The sequence below is a fragment of the Arsukibacterium sp. genome, assembly GCF_041616895.1.
GTDB lineage: Bacteria > Pseudomonadota > Gammaproteobacteria > Enterobacterales > Alteromonadaceae > Alishewanella.
The window spans coordinates 1-14,042 of sequence record NZ_JBFJPY010000088.1; the positions used below are offsets into that span (position 1 = coordinate 1).

The window sequence follows — 14,042 nt, forward strand, 5'->3', positions numbered from 1 at the left end:
ATTTACCCTCAGTCCACAGCTGCTCAGTTTGTTGCCAGATGTCAGATTCTGGCAAGGCCTTGGTTTGCAGTTGAAAGCGCAATGCCAGGCATTGCAGCTCGGCATCAGTCGAGCCGGGGAAATTGGCCAGAAACCGCTCAGCCAGGTTTTGCTCGGCCAAACGTAGCAACCAGGGCTTGCGCAAAGGCCAATCCATCGGCGTACCCTGATATTCGCTCAGAAACGTTTCGATGGCGTCATGGGCATTTAAAAAGTTCTGCAGCCGCTTTAGCTGCAAGTAAGGCTGTAGCGGATAATCGGCAAGCTCTGCATACCAGGCTTCCGCTTGTTTGCGGCTCACCTTGTCAACGTTATGTTCCAGCGCGACAAAACGCTGTCGTTGCTGTTGTAATTTGTCCTGTTCAGCCGCGTCGGCTGTAAATGCGCAGGAAAGCACCGCACTGGTAAAAGCGGTGACAGCGAATGCGAAACGAAAAGTTCTCACGTTTTACCTCTGAATTCAGCGAAAAATGGAAAAACAGCTATAGTTAGTGGCACCGTCTGGCTGGGATTGACGGGCTTTTTCAAACACCTGTTTAAATAACGGTTGAAATTTTTAGTAAAGCACGACACACTGAACCTGTTAACCTCATCGTACCAGTTGCGACAACCACCCCTTAACGCGACCAAGGAGCATATTTATGATTTACCAGAGTGACACTATCAGTGTTGAATATACTAAACCTGGTATTGCCCGGTTTACTTTTGCTGCTGCAGGCTCTGTTAATAAGTTTGACCAACAAACCCTGACTGATTGCAAAGCAGCTTTAGATAAGCTGCACGCTGACAGTAACCTGAAAGGTGTGATCTTTACCAGTAGCAAGGACACCTTTATTGTTGGCGCAGACATTACTGAATTCTTAAGTACTTTCCAGCGTCCGGAAGCAGAACTGGTACCGTGGATTAAACAAGCTTCTGATATTTTCGATTTATGTGAAGACCTGCCCGTTCCGACCGTAGCGGCGATAAAAGGTTTCGCGTTAGGTGGCGGTTGTGAGTGGACGCTGGCCTGTGATTACCGGGTAGCGGACACCAGTACCCGAATTGGCCTGCCGGAAGTAAAACTGGGCTTAATGCCGGGTTTTGGCGGTACGGTGCGTCTGCCCCGGATTATTGGTGCTGACAATGCGATGGAGTGGATCACCACCGGTAAAGACCACAGCGCTGATCAGGCGCAAAAAGCCGGCTTAATTGATGCAGTAGTGGCGCCAGAAAAACTGGAAGCTGCAGCACTTAGCGTGCTGGAAGATGCCATTGCCGGCAGCCTGAACTGGCAGAAAAAGCGCGGGGTTAAATTGCAGCCGTTAAAACTGAACAAAACTGAAGCCACCATGAGCTTTAGCACCGCCAAAGGCATGGTATTCGCCTCGGCAGGTAAACATTATCCGGCACCAATGGCCGCAGTACAAACCATTGAAGCCGCAGCAACGCTAGACCGTGCAGGTGCCATGGCCCTGGAAAACGCTGGCTTTGCTAAACTGGCCAAAACCGATGCTGCAACCGCTCAGGTTGGCCTGTTCTTAAATGACCAGCTAATAAAAAGTAAAGCAAAAAAAGCCGGTAAGGTCGCCACTAAGGCGGTTAACAAGGCCGCTGTTTTAGGTGCTGGCATTATGGGCGGTGGTATTGCCTATCAATCCGCGTTAAAAGGCGTGCCGGTAGTCATGAAAGACATTGCCGATAAAGCGCTGGCGCTGGGCATGGGTGAAGCCACTAAGTTACTTGGCAAGCAGGTAGAGCGTAAAAAGCTTGACGTTGCCGGTATGGCGAAGGTCATTGCCAGCATTACCCCCACCCTGAGCAACGAGCTGGTAAAAGACGTTGATATCGTGGTGGAAGCGGTTGTTGAAAACCCGAAAATTAAAGGCGCGGTGTTAAAAGAAGTAGAAGGTTTAATTAGCGATGACGCCATTTTAACCTCTAACACCTCAACCATTTCAATTAATGCTCTGGCAAAAAATCTGAGCCGGCCGCAAAATTTCTGTGGTATGCACTTTTTTAACCCGGTACACCGCATGCCGCTGGTTGAAGTTATTCGTGGTGAACACACCAGCGATGAAACGGTTGCCGCTGTGGTAGCCTATGCTGCCCGAATGGGTAAGTCGCCGATCGTAGTGAACGACTGCCCGGGTTTCTTTGTTAACCGGGTACTGTTCCCGTATTTTGCTGGCTTTAGCAAGCTGGTGCTGGACGGTGCCGATTTTGCCCAGGTTGATAAAGTAATGGAGAAGCAGTTTGGCTGGCCAATGGGCCCGGCGTACTTGCTGGATGTGGTCGGTTTAGATACCGCCTTCCACTGTACTGACGTAATGGCTGACGGTTTCCCGACCCGGATGGCAAAACTGGATAACGACCCGGTTGCCGCCATGTACAAAAGTGATCGTTACGGCCAGAAAAACGGCCTGGGTTTCTATGCGTACAGTAAAGATGCCAAAGGCAAACCGAAAAAAGATATCGACCCGAAAAGTGTTGAAATACTGGCTGGCATAGCTAGCGATAAAAAAGAATTCAGCCCGGATGAAATTATTGCCCGGGTAATGGTACCGATGATTAACGAAACCATCCGCTGTCTGGAAGAAGGTATTGTGCAAAGCGCAGCAGAAGCCGATATGGGCCTGGTTTTTGGTCTGGGCTTCCCGCCGTTCCGTGGTGGTCCGCTACGTTATGTCGACACCATAGGCTTAAGTAACTTTGTCGCCCTGGCCGATAAATATGCCCATTTAGGCGAAATTTATCAGGTTACAGATAAAACCCGCGCTATGGCCGACAATGGCCAGCGTTTCTTCCCGGTTTAAGCGCAGGAGCAGAATAATGAAAAATGCAGTTATTGTAGATTGTATCCGTACCCCGATGGGACGCTCAAAAAATGGCATGTACCGCAACGTCCGCGCTGAGCAGTTATCTGCCCATGTAATGGCGTCATTACTGGAGCGTAACCCGGCGTTAAATCCCAGTGATATCGACGATATTATCTGGGGCTGTGTGCAGCAAACCCTGGAGCAAGGCTTTAACGTGGCGCGTAACGCTTCACTGTTAGCAGGCATTCCGCACTCGGTACCAGCCGTAACCGTTAACCGCTTGTGCGGCTCGTCAATGCAGGCGCTGCATGATGCCGTGCGCTCAATTCAAACGGGTATGGGTGAGGTGTATTTAATTGGTGGCGTAGAGCATATGGGCCATGTGCCAATGAACCACGGCGTCGACTTTCACCCGGGCTTATCCACTTCTATCGCTAAAGCTGCCGGCATGATGGGCTTAACCGCCGAATTGCTGGGTAAAATGCATGGTATCAGCCGCCAGCAACAAGATGAGTTTGGCGCCCGCTCGCACCGTTTAGCCCAGGAAGCCAGCGAGCAAGGTCGCTTTAAAAATGAAATTATCCCGACCGAAGGCCACGATGCCGACGGCGTGTTAAAACTGATGGACTACGACGAAGTTATTCGTCCGGAAACCACAGTAGACACTCTGGGCCAGTTGCGTCCGGTATTCGACCCGGCTAACGGCACAGTAACCGCTGGTACCTCGTCGGCGTTATCAGATGGCGCCTCAGGCATGCTGGTAATGAGTGAAGAAAAAGCTAAAGAACTAGGCTTACCCATTCGTGCTTACGTGCGCGGTATGGGTGTGGCAGGTTGCGACCCGTCCATTATGGGTTATGGCCCGGTACCAGCCTCGAAAAAAGCGCTGAAGATGGCCGGTTTAACCATTGATGATATCGACTACGCTGAGCTGAACGAAGCATTTGCTGCCCAGGCACTGCCGGTAATGAAAGACTTAGGTCTGCTGGAAGTAGCGGATAAAAAAGTAAACCTGAACGGCGGCGCCATAGCGCTTGGCCACCCGCTCGGTTGTTCAGGTTCACGCATCAGCACCACCCTGCTCAATGTAATGGAAGATAAAGGCGGTAAGTTTGGTCTGGCCACCATGTGTATTGGTTTAGGTCAGGGCATCGCGACAGTTTTTGAGCGGCCATAAGCTGTTAGCAACAGGCTGGTAGTTACCGCACAGTCGTATTAAAAAAGGGCCTTCGACGGCCCTTTTTCTTAATGCGAATGTGAATTAAGCTGGTTTTCTAAGCACAGACTCTGATTGGCACTATAGTTAAGGAATATCACCCTTAACAACTCTAGCTTCGCCATTGGCAAGGTCGTCATTCGGATACAAGTAATACTCGTAGTCATACCTTTCATATAAATACACCTGAAAAAAAGCAGTGCCAATAGTGTTTATAAGTTGATGCCCTGCCTCCTGCGTAATGGTATTGGCTGGCGGACACATCGATGAACAGGTATTGCTATAAGATAAATGTGTACCGTTAGGAAAAATCAGCGAGTATTTTTGAGTGGAGCTTGGAATGGTTGCGTAAGCAGCGCTTAGATTGGAATAAAGAGCCAGCGTATCTTTACCTGACATCATAAACATAATGGGTACTGTTACTTTTGTTATTGAGTCGCTGACATCTGCCTCATCAAATGGCCGGATCCCTGGCGCCATCGGCATGCCTGCTTTAAATCGATTATCCGCTCTCCCTAATAAAGCAATAGTAGTTAAACCACCGAAGGAATGACCGGTGATCCCTAACCTATCATCGTCTATCAACCCCTCAAGCAAAGCACCATCAGTGCTTGCTTGCGCTATCACATAATCGACCACAGCATATACCTCTGCCGGTCTGTTACTGAATGCTTCGCCCCTTTTATCCTGCTCCGCTTTAGGATGCTGAGCCGCAGCAACCACAAAGCCATGACTGGCAAGGTGCTCAGTTAAAAACGATGAGGCATTCGGTGCTGACGATGCACCATGTGAAAAAATTATCAGCGGAAATTTGCCTGTATCTGCCGGCGCGCCGGTGTCTTTTGATGTTGGGTACCAAATGGTTACCTGTAAATCAATTTTGACACCCTCGTTTGATGTATGAATTCTAATTACAGTGGTTGTCGTTCCAACGCCATAAACACCTCTAGCTGCCGGATCGGTAACCGTAATATTGCTGCTTGGAGGTATTGGAGTGGGAGCTGGAGCCGGAGTGGGTATAATAACCGGTGCTGGCTGCGCTACCGGTTCTGGCTCATTGGCTTGTTCAGAACCACAGGCTGTCAGCAGTATTAACATCAAAACTGACAGCACTTTTAGAGGAGTTATATTTTTCATAAAATGCCGTTTACATGTAAAATTAATCACTTAATGTTCACCTTTAAAAACTACAATTACCACTAAGTACGAGCAGTAAAAGTAAACCAGTCGCACCGTTACTAAATTTTTCACCATTCGCGACCGGTTTAAAACGACCATTACGTATTAAGGGTTAGATAAGTTAAATTCGCATGACCAAAGAAGATGTTGTAAGTGATAGATAGCAGTAATGACGAGAGCCTGATACTGGCAATGGCGTCTGGCAATGGCCATGCTATGTCCTACCTGTATCAGCGTTATGCCCGCAGCATTTTTACTTTGGCGTGGCACATGACTGGGGATAAAGCGTTGGCGGAAGATATTACACAAGAGGTATTTATCAAAATTTGGCAAAAATCGCATACTTTCAGCCAAATCAAAGGCAGCGCAAAAAGCTGGGTTAATAGAATTACCGCCAATACCTGCATTGATAAGCTAAGAAAACAGCAGGACCTGTCTAACATGCCAGAGACCCTTGAAATGCAGGTATCAACTTACATTTCGCCCGATCAACAAGTCATCAGCTCCAGAGCACATGATGCTGTCCAGCAAGCGCTAATGATGCTGCCAGAGCGACAACGTCTTGTAATATCTCTCACTGTCTATGCTGATACCTCTAACGCAGAGACTGCACAAATAATGAATATTAGTGTTCAAGCCGCAGAATCATTACTAGCAAGAGCGCGTCGTTCGTTAAAAGAAACATTAGAGACACTAAACCCTCAGATAGTAAAAGGTGCGATTCATGACTAAGTCAAAACTACCTGAAACCACGTCTGCAGCTAATTGTATTAATGCTCGTTTATCTGACACGGATGATATGAAATCGCAACAGGCATTGCATGACGATGATAAGTGGTTAGATGATTTACTGGCACAATCGAAAGGCCCTGAGCTGCCGCTATATATTGAAAATGCCGTAATGCAGCATATCAGGGCAAACCCAAAACTAACTTACAAAACGCAATTGCAGAACTCCCTGCGAAATTTCTGTAAAAAGCCTTTTTTACCGCTGCTCACATCAGTTGCATGCGGTTGTTGTTTAGCGTTGCTGGTTGGTTTAATACAAACACCTGCGCTAACTCCGGCTGAGGAGTATGTACTTTATACCTCTGCCGAACTAGCCACGCTTTTATAGGATCTAACATGAAATTTTCAAAATTAGAGTTAGTACTGATTGCAGTTATAAGTTTTATGTTGGTTTTCTACTTTTTTTTTAATAACAAAACCGCTGTCATCTTAACGCCGATATCAAAAAACGCTGCCCCACCGGTGATGATGTTGTTACAAATGGACCAAATCTCAGCGGACTCTAAACGCCAGATCAAATACATTTTGCGAGAAAAGGTGCCTGAATTAAGGGCGGCGGTACGTCAGCTTCACACTGCTAATCACAACTATCATAGAACGCTGACTACTTCTAACAGCATTAACACTGAACAGGCCCTTGTGGCGGCTAAAGTTGCAGCAGATGCTCAACAAAAAAAATGGATTGTTACTTACCAAATAGGGGTGGCTGTGCTGCAGGTGTTAACCCCAGAGGAAAGAGCTTTGTTTATCAGCAAAAGAATGGAGCAACTTAATAGCAGCGCTGAATCCATTAATCATGAATTTCTTCAATTGTTGGTGGATTAATATCGTACAGAACGCCAATTAAGGGTGTCTTTACGTCAGATGATTTGCCTGTTTCAGTGATAATCGCATAAACTAGCGGCCGCGTTTACCGTTGTAATTTTAAGTGTTTTTAACTTGACTAATTATTGGAGTAACGATGGACTCGCTTTTTAACAGCGCCACCCTAACCCTGGACGCCTTAGGCCTGCGCTGCCCAGAGCCGGTAATGATGGTGCGGCTACAATTGCGTAAAATGCAGGTCGGTGACACCTTGCTTATTATCGCCGACGACCCGGCCACCACCCGCGATATCCCGGCATTCTGCCGCTTTATGGATCATGAGTTGCTGGCCAGTGATACTACTGAGTTGCCGTATCGTTATGTAGTTAAAAAAGTTAGTAGTTAAGCCTCAAATTAATTTCCTTTCCATTATTACTTTATTTCGTGCTTAGTTTCTAATTGCACTGGCAGCGTTCATTCCTTTTGCTATGGTTATGTTTACCCTACTTCTGATTTGGACACCGCACTATTATGTCGTCGCAGTATTCCGCCCAAATTGATCAACTTCACAAAACTATTTATAACCCTGATATCAGTGAAGACGAAGCTCGTCAGCATGTACTAAGGTGCTGCCTTGATGGTCTTAATATTCAGCAGGTTGGTTTGTGGCAATATACCGACGATGATTTACTGCGCTGTGAATTATTGCTGGATAAAGATGGTGGTTTCAGTCAGGAGGCCTTGCTGCTTGATCGCTGGAGTTTTCCGGGCTACTTTGCTGCGCTGGATAACAGGCGGGTCATCAAAGCCAGCGATGCCATGCATGATCCGGCAACCAAAGATTTAGCCGAATTATTTCTAAAGCCGCTTAATGTTAAATCATTACTCGATGTTCCCATTTATCAGGGGGATAAACTTACTGGCATTATTTGCTGCGAGCAAACAGTCACAATAAAACGCTGGACAGAGGAGGACGTAACCTTTGTTTTAGCGGTAGCCGATATTTACCGTTCACGCTTTAGTTAAGGTATTTTGCCGCGTTGCACTGGCGCAACAGCTAAAGGCTTGGCACACTGAAGCGTATCAGCTATCTCTAATAATCTGAAAGGACCAACCATGCGTCTGCTGCTTAGCACCCTATTGCTGGTTATCAGCACCACTTATTCACCTGTGTTCGCCAATGAGACTGAACGTACTCCGTCAGCACCTGAGCGAAAGCAAGCAGAAGGTGATGGCCCCTATAAGCGATTGATTTTACGTGGCGGCACATTAATTAGTGGCGAAGGCGCACCGGCCATAGGCCCGGTGGACATTGTTATCGAAAATGACCGCATAACTCAGGTAACCGTCGTCGGCTATCCCGATGTACCCGTGCTGACAGAGAGTCGGCCTAAAGCTGGCCCTGCTGATACCGAAATGGATATCAGCGGCATGTATGTCCTGCCTGGCTTTGTTGATATGCATGGCCATATTGGTGGCTCAGCCGCGGGCATCCCCGCTGAATACGTATTTAAACTGTGGCTTGCTCACGGCATTACCACAGTGCGGGAGCCGGGCAGCTTTAATGGCCTGGCCTGGACCCTAAAACATGTTAACGCCTCGGCTGAAAATAAAATCGTCGCCCCCCGCATTGTGGCCTATGTTGGTTTTGGCCAGGGCTTGCCACAACCTGTGTTTAACCCCGAGCAGGCTCGTAAATGGGTGCGCGATATTAAAAAGGCCGGAGCCGCTGGCATTAAATTTTTTGGCGCCACCCCTGCTATTATGGCCGCCGCTTTAGATGAAGCAACCAAGCAGCAGTTGGGCACCATGATGCACCATGCCCAGCTAAATGTGGCCCGCACCAATGTGCTGGACAGCGCTCGGATGGGCTTAGGCTCGATGGAGCACTGGTATGGCTTACCGGAAGCGCTATTCAGCGGCCAGACGATTCAGAACTACCCTGCTGATTACAATTACCAGAACGAACAGGATCGTTTCAGTGCTGCCGGTGAATTATGGCGCCAGGCAGCCAAGCCCGGCTCAGATAAATGGAATGCGGTGAGAGATGAGCTGATATCACTCGATTTTACTATTAACCCTACGCTGACTATTTATGAAGCCAGTCGCGATGCCGCCGCCCAGCGCAATGCAGAGTGGCATCAAGAGTATACCTTGCCGACGCTAAACAAGTTTTTTACTCCAAGCCGCTATGCGCATGGTTCTTACTGGTTTGACTGGACCACCGACAATGAAATTGCCTGGCGCGAGAATTACCGGATCTGGATGCAGTTTTTAAATGACTATAAAAATCATGGTGGCCGTATTACGGTGGGGTCCGATGCCGGTTATATTTATAAAATTTACGGTTTTGCGTTTATTCAGGAACTGGAGTTACTGCGTGAAGCCGGTTTTAACGCATTAGAAGTGATTCAGGCGGCTACCCTTAACGGCGCGATTGCCCTGGGATTGGACGAGCAAATTGGTAGCGTGGTGCCAGGTAAAAAAGCCGATTTGGTTATCGTTGCCGAAAACCCGTTAGCTAATTTTAAGGTTTTATATGGTACCGGCCACTACCGGCTCAATGCCGATAATGAAGCTATCCGCACGAAAGGCGTCCGCTACACCATTAAAGACGGTATCCTCTATGACGCACAGCAGCTGCTCAATGATGTCAGGAACATGGTGGAGCAGGCAAAACAGCAGGAGTCGCTGCAGTAAGCCTACTGCCATCTTGTCTGTGCGAAAGCTATTTGCAATTTGTTAGTTAATGCCTGCTATCAGGCATTAACTAAGGTACTTTTGTCAGTTGCACTACTGCCAGCTCCAAGCGTTTTAGTTCACGCAAAGTAGAGCTTCGGTTACTTTCCATCCAAATCCATAGCTTGATGGCGACCTGAGCCTGAAATACCAATAGTAGCAGTATTCCCCAGTGCAGCTTATGTTCCGGCGCTACCGTAAAAAACTGATAACCGCAGTAGAAAATAGCAATAGCCAATAGCGTTGCCAGGATATACGCAATAATCATAATAGCGCCCAGTCCGCCTTTAAAACCAGATGCCAGCACTTTTTCCAGCCCCTGCTCTTCACGCATTAATTTATCCAGCTCTGCGGCCTGTCTGGCCAGTTGCTGTTTAATCTGTTGATCCGTTGTCATATGCGGCTCCTCGTTTATCTGCCAGCTGTTTTACGAAATGCTAATACAACTATCAATTCAGATGTTGTTGCTATAAAAAGACGACGCTAACTGTTACCAGGTTCACGCTTATAAATTTTTATTTCTGCTTTAGTTTAACTGCTGGCGCTATTTATTCTTTTCCGCAAACAAAAAAGCCAGCGATTAAGCTGGCTTTTTCTTTTTTTGAAACTATAACGCTGTTACTGCAGCACTGAAATATCAGCGACTTGCAGGAACAGATCGCGCAATTGCTGTAACAGGGCCAGCCGGTTAAAGCGCACCGCATTATCATCAGCATTTACCATAACCTGATCAAAAAAGCTGTCGATCACATTACGCATACCGGCAAGATGCGCCAGGCTGTCACTATAATTATGGCCTTCTTTCTGAAAAGCTTGTTCAACCGTTATGGCTTCGTATAACGCTTTCTCTGCTGACTCTTGCAGTAAGTTAGTGCTTACTTCTGAAGGTATACTCTCGGTGACTTTAGCCAGAATGTTGGCAACGCGCTTATTGGCGGCAGCCAGCGCAGCGGCGGCTTCCAATTTGCTGAATTCAGCCACTGCACTTACCCGGCGGTCAAAATCACTGGGGCTGGTTGGCCGGCGCGCCAACACCGCCTGAATAACATCAACACTGTAGCCTTCGTCCTGATACCAGGCGCGGAAGCGGCCCAGCATAAAATCCAGTACTTCTTCAGCTACTTTCGCATTGCTTAACTTACTGCCAAAGGTTTGCTGGCTATACGAAATTACCTCAACCAGATCCAGAGGCAGCTTTTTTTCAACCATAATACGCAGCGCGCCTATCGCCGCCCGGCGCAGCGCAAAGGGGTCTTTGTCACCTTTCGGTGTTTGGCCAATACCGAAAATACCTACTAAGGTATCAAGTTTGTCGGCAATGGCTACCGCAGCGCCTTCCAGACGCGTTGGCAGCTGATCACCGGCAAAGCGTGGCATATACTGCTCGTTTAGTGCCAGCGCTACCGCTTCGTCTTCACCATCAAGCCTTGCATAGTGCATACCCATAATGCCCTGCACTTCCGGGAATTCGCCAACCATATTGGTCATTAAATCGGTTTTAGATAATAAGCCTGCGCGTTCAGCCGCGGCCGCTTCCGCACCAATTTTTGTCGCAACAAACGCCGCTACTTTGCTGATCCGCTCCGATTTTTCTGCCAGAGTACCGAGCTGTTGTTGGAACAACACCGTTTTCAGGCTCTCCAGCCGCTCAACCAGTTTTGTTTTACGATCTGTTTTAAAGAAGAATTCAGCATCGGCTAACCGTGGCCGCACGACTTTCTCGTTGCCGCTGATTATCTGCGCTGGATCTTTACTTTCAATATTGGTTACAAAGATAAACTTGTTGATTAACTTGCCTTGCTTATCCAGCAACGGGAAGTATTTCTGGTTATCTTTCATAGTTGAAATTAACGGCTCAGCCGGTACTTGCAGGAAACTTTGCTCAAAGCTGCCCACTAACACAACCGGCCACTCTACTAATGAGGCTACTTCTTCCAGCAAGGCATCATCCATTTGCGCTACCGCACCCAGGCTATCGGCTGTTGCTGCTACCTGTTTGGCAATAGTATCTTTACGCTCGTGGTAATCCGCTACCACATAGGCTTGTTTTAGCGTCTTCAGATAGGCATCGGCGTTAGCGATTTCAACCAACGCCGGCGCATGGAAACGATGGCCATAACTTTTATTACTGCTGTCGCGCCCCAGAATGGTCGCGGGTACCACTTCGTTCCCAAACAACATAATAATGGTATGCACAGGCCGGATAAACTCGGCATTGGAGTTGCCCCAGCGCATAGGCCGGGCAATCGGCAATTTAGCCAGGGCGGCTTTAATAATGTCAGCTAACAAGGCAACCGTGCTCTGGCCCTTTTGTAATTGCTTATGCAATAACCAGGCGCCCTTATCGGTTTCCAGTCGCTCGGCTTGCTCTACGCTGATGCCACACCCTGCCGCCCAGCCGGCTGCGGCCTTAGTTGGCTTACCGTCAGCATCAAATGCAGCGGCAATGGCAGGGCCACGCTTCTCAATTACTTTATCGCTCTGACTTGCTGCCAGGCCATTTACCCGCACGGCTAAACGCCGGGGAGCAGCGTACCAGATGATGTCGCCATGGCTTAATTCTTGTTTGGCCAGCTCTGCTTCAATGTTGTCAGCAAAGGCGGTAGCAAGTGTTTTAAGAGCCTTTGGTGGTAACTCTTCGGTACCAATCTCTACCAGAAAATCCTGTGCGCTCATTTTGCCTCCTGCGGGGTTTGCGTGCCATTTTTACAAAGCGGAAAACCCAATTTTTCGCGACTGGCAAAATAGGCTTCGGCACAGGCTTTTGCCAAAGTTCGAACCCGCAAAATATAACGCTGGCGTTCGGTCACTGAAATAGCATGACGCGCATCCAGCATATTAAACGCATGAGAGGCTTTCATTACTTTCTCATAGGCCGGTAAGGCTAAGCCTTGTTCAATCAGGTAATGGCTTTCTTTTTCACACTGATCAAACTGGGCAAACAACGCCGGTACATCAGCATGTTCAAAGTTATAAGTCGATTGTTCTACTTCATTCTGATGAAATACATCGCCGTAGCTTACCCGGCCTAACGGGCCGTCAGTCCAGACCAGGTCATAAATAGAGTCGACACCCTGGATATACATGGCCAGGCGCTCTAAGCCGTAGGTAATTTCGCCTGTTACCGGCCGGCACTCTAAGCCCCCTACCTGCTGGAAATAAGTAAACTGCGTCACTTCCATACCGTTTAACCACACCTCCCAACCCAGGCCCCAGGCGCCTAAGGTAGGTGATTCCCAGTTATCTTCTACGAAGCGGATATCATGCACCAGGGTATCAATGCCTAACTCACGCAGCGAGCCTAAGTACAGTTCCTGAATATTGTCTGGTGACGGCTTTAAAATTACCTGAAATTGGTAGTAATGCTGTAACCGGTTGGGGTTTTCGCCATAACGGCCATCGGTTGGCCGCCGACATGGCTGCACATAAGCCACATTGGTAGGCTCTGGCCCTAAAGAACGTAAAAACGTCATTGGATGAAAGGTACCGGCGCCCACTTCTAAATCCAGTGGCTGAACAAGTACACAGCCCTGACGTGCCCAGTAATCCTGCAGGGCTAATATCAGGCCCTGAAAGGTTTTAATATCGTATTTATGCATGCGCTGCTAACTCGCTAAAATGACTGAGGGGCCGCAGCCCCTGTCTTGTTATCTGGTAAAAAACTATACGTCTAAATTGGCAACGTACAACGCGTTCTCTTCAATAAAGGCCCGGCGCGGTTCAACGTGGTCACCCATCAGGGTGGCAAACAGTTGGTCAGCACCTACGGCATCCTCGATGGTAACTTGCAACATCCGCCGGTTTTGTGGGTCCATAGTAGTTTCCCACAGTTGATCCGGGTTCATCTCGCCCAGTCCTTTATAGCGCTGTATGTACAGGCCACGCTTCGATTCGGCCATTAGCCAGTCGAGTGCTTCAACAAAGGTTTCAACGGGTTTTACTTTCTCACCGCGACGAATAAAACCACCTTCTTCGATCAGCTCACGAATTTCATCGCCCAGGGCAACAATATTCTGATAGTCACGCGAGGTAATAAAATCGTAGTGCAATGCATATTCATTATCGATACCATGCTGCCGAATAATGATTTTAGGCTGGAACAAATGACGTTCCCGATCTTCAATTACGTCATACTTATAGCTGGAACCATCACCTTCTTTGTCATCCAGTCGTTTCGCCAGGGTTTTAACCCAGGCTTCCACTACAGTTTTATCTTTAACGTTTTCCGGGCTTAAGCCGGTCACATAAATAAGTTCATTCAACAGGTTGTACGGTATTTTCCGACTTAAGCGGTTAATAATGGCGGTAACTTTGTGATACAAGCGCACCAGTTTTTCAAGGTGTTCGCCACCAATACCCGGCGCATCAGCATTAACATGCAGGGTTGCTTCATCCAGCGCCAAAGTCGTTAAGTGCTCAACCAATGACGGCTCGTCCTTAATGTACTGCTCTTGCTTGCCTTTTTTCACTTTAAACAA

General features: G+C 48.0%; 12 protein-coding genes and 2 pseudogenes. 8 read left to right on the forward strand and 6 right to left on the reverse strand.

Annotated elements, in window-relative coordinates; genetic code table 11:
- A pseudogene (locus ABY802_RS13275) lies at positions 1-484 on the reverse strand (murein transglycosylase); the annotation flags it as partial.
- 196 nt (positions 485-680) lie between these two features.
- Between ABY802_RS13275 and fadB the strand changes: the two are divergent.
- Positions 681-2,834, forward strand: a complete 2,154-nt coding sequence (gene fadB / locus ABY802_RS13280) for a fatty acid oxidation complex subunit alpha FadB (RefSeq protein ID WP_372627617.1) — start codon at positions 681-683, stop codon at positions 2,832-2,834.
- Between the two features lie 16 nt (positions 2,835-2,850).
- Positions 2,851-4,014 carry an acetyl-CoA C-acyltransferase FadA gene (gene fadA, locus ABY802_RS13285; RefSeq protein ID WP_372627618.1) on the forward strand — a complete coding sequence of 388 codons (1,164 nt, stop codon included), beginning with the start codon at positions 2,851-2,853 and terminating at the stop codon, positions 4,012-4,014.
- A gap of 126 nt (positions 4,015-4,140) precedes the next feature.
- Here the strand turns inward: fadA and ABY802_RS13290 are convergent, their stop codons facing one another.
- A complete protein-coding gene (locus ABY802_RS13290; protein ID WP_372627628.1) occupies positions 4,141-5,151 on the reverse strand; it encodes an alpha/beta hydrolase family protein in 1,011 nt (336 codons plus the stop codon).
- A gap of 297 nt (positions 5,152-5,448) precedes the next feature.
- Here ABY802_RS13290 and ABY802_RS13295 point away from each other — a divergent pair, with 297 nt between their 5' ends.
- From ABY802_RS13295 to ABY802_RS13320, 6 genes are all read left to right on the forward strand, one after another.
- A complete protein-coding gene (locus tag ABY802_RS13295) occupies positions 5,449-5,964 on the forward strand; it encodes an RNA polymerase sigma factor (protein WP_372627619.1) in 516 nt (171 codons plus the stop codon).
- On the forward strand, positions 5,957-6,349 hold the full coding sequence (locus ABY802_RS13300; protein ID WP_372627620.1) for a hypothetical protein: 393 nt from the start codon (positions 5,957-5,959) through the stop codon (positions 6,347-6,349). Before ABY802_RS13295 ends, ABY802_RS13300 begins: the two co-directional genes overlap by 8 nt.
- Before the next feature lie 8 nt (positions 6,350-6,357).
- Positions 6,358-6,846 carry a hypothetical protein gene (locus ABY802_RS13305; RefSeq protein WP_372627621.1) on the forward strand — a complete coding sequence of 163 codons (489 nt, stop codon included), beginning with the start codon at positions 6,358-6,360 and terminating at the stop codon, positions 6,844-6,846.
- A 136-nt stretch (positions 6,847-6,982) separates the two neighbouring features.
- Positions 6,983-7,231, forward strand: a complete 249-nt coding sequence (tusA, locus tag ABY802_RS13310; RefSeq protein WP_372627622.1) for a sulfurtransferase TusA — start codon at positions 6,983-6,985, stop codon at positions 7,229-7,231.
- Between the two features lie 125 nt (positions 7,232-7,356).
- Positions 7,357-7,851 (forward strand): GAF domain-containing protein, encoded by a 495-nt coding sequence (locus ABY802_RS13315; protein WP_372627623.1) that lies wholly within the window; start codon positions 7,357-7,359, stop codon positions 7,849-7,851.
- A gap of 90 nt (positions 7,852-7,941) precedes the next feature.
- A complete protein-coding gene (locus tag ABY802_RS13320; protein ID WP_372627624.1) occupies positions 7,942-9,525 on the forward strand; it encodes an amidohydrolase family protein in 1,584 nt (527 codons plus the stop codon).
- A 70-nt stretch (positions 9,526-9,595) separates the two neighbouring features.
- Here the strand turns inward: ABY802_RS13320 and ABY802_RS13325 are convergent, their stop codons facing one another.
- The 4 genes and pseudogenes from ABY802_RS13325 to gyrB form a co-directional block, all read right to left on the reverse strand.
- Complete coding sequence (locus ABY802_RS13325) at positions 9,596-9,961, reverse strand: DUF6768 family protein (RefSeq protein WP_372627625.1); 366 nt, start codon at positions 9,959-9,961, stop codon at positions 9,596-9,598.
- A gap of 221 nt (positions 9,962-10,182) precedes the next feature.
- Positions 10,183-12,240 carry a glycine--tRNA ligase subunit beta gene (glyS, locus tag ABY802_RS13330; RefSeq protein WP_372627626.1) on the reverse strand — a complete coding sequence of 686 codons (2,058 nt, stop codon included), beginning with the start codon at positions 12,238-12,240 and terminating at the stop codon, positions 10,183-10,185.
- On the reverse strand, positions 12,237-13,163 hold the full coding sequence (gene glyQ / locus ABY802_RS13335; protein ID WP_372627627.1) for a glycine--tRNA ligase subunit alpha: 927 nt from the start codon (positions 13,161-13,163) through the stop codon (positions 12,237-12,239). Before glyQ ends, glyS begins: the two co-directional genes overlap by 4 nt.
- 63 nt (positions 13,164-13,226) lie before the next feature.
- Positions 13,227-14,042 (reverse strand): annotated as a pseudogene (gene gyrB / locus ABY802_RS13340) (DNA gyrase subunit B); the annotation flags it as partial.

Coding starts and splice junctions, on each gene's coding strand:
- fadA (WP_372627618.1), top strand. CDS start 2,851: ATGAAAAATGCAGTTATTGTAGATTGTATCCGTACCCCGATGGGACGC.
- ABY802_RS13320 (WP_372627624.1), top strand. CDS start 7,942: ATGCGTCTGCTGCTTAGCACCCTATTGCTGGTTATCAGCACCACTTAT.
- ABY802_RS13305 (WP_372627621.1), top strand. CDS start 6,358: ATGAAATTTTCAAAATTAGAGTTAGTACTGATTGCAGTTATAAGTTTT.
- ABY802_RS13290 (WP_372627628.1), bottom strand. CDS start 5,151: ATGTTAATACTGCTGACAGCCTGTGGTTCTGAACAAGCCAATGAGCCA.
- glyQ (WP_372627627.1), bottom strand. CDS start 13,163: ATGCATAAATACGATATTAAAACCTTTCAGGGCCTGATATTAGCCCTG.
- fadB (WP_372627617.1), top strand. CDS start 681: ATGATTTACCAGAGTGACACTATCAGTGTTGAATATACTAAACCTGGT.
- ABY802_RS13325 (WP_372627625.1), bottom strand. CDS start 9,961: ATGACAACGGATCAACAGATTAAACAGCAACTGGCCAGACAGGCCGCA.
- ABY802_RS13300 (WP_372627620.1), top strand. CDS start 5,957: ATGACTAAGTCAAAACTACCTGAAACCACGTCTGCAGCTAATTGTATT.
- glyS (WP_372627626.1), bottom strand. CDS start 12,240: ATGAGCGCACAGGATTTTCTGGTAGAGATTGGTACCGAAGAGTTACCA.
- ABY802_RS13315 (WP_372627623.1), top strand. CDS start 7,357: ATGTCGTCGCAGTATTCCGCCCAAATTGATCAACTTCACAAAACTATT.
- ABY802_RS13295 (WP_372627619.1), top strand. CDS start 5,449: ATGTCCTACCTGTATCAGCGTTATGCCCGCAGCATTTTTACTTTGGCG.
- tusA (WP_372627622.1), top strand. CDS start 6,983: ATGGACTCGCTTTTTAACAGCGCCACCCTAACCCTGGACGCCTTAGGC.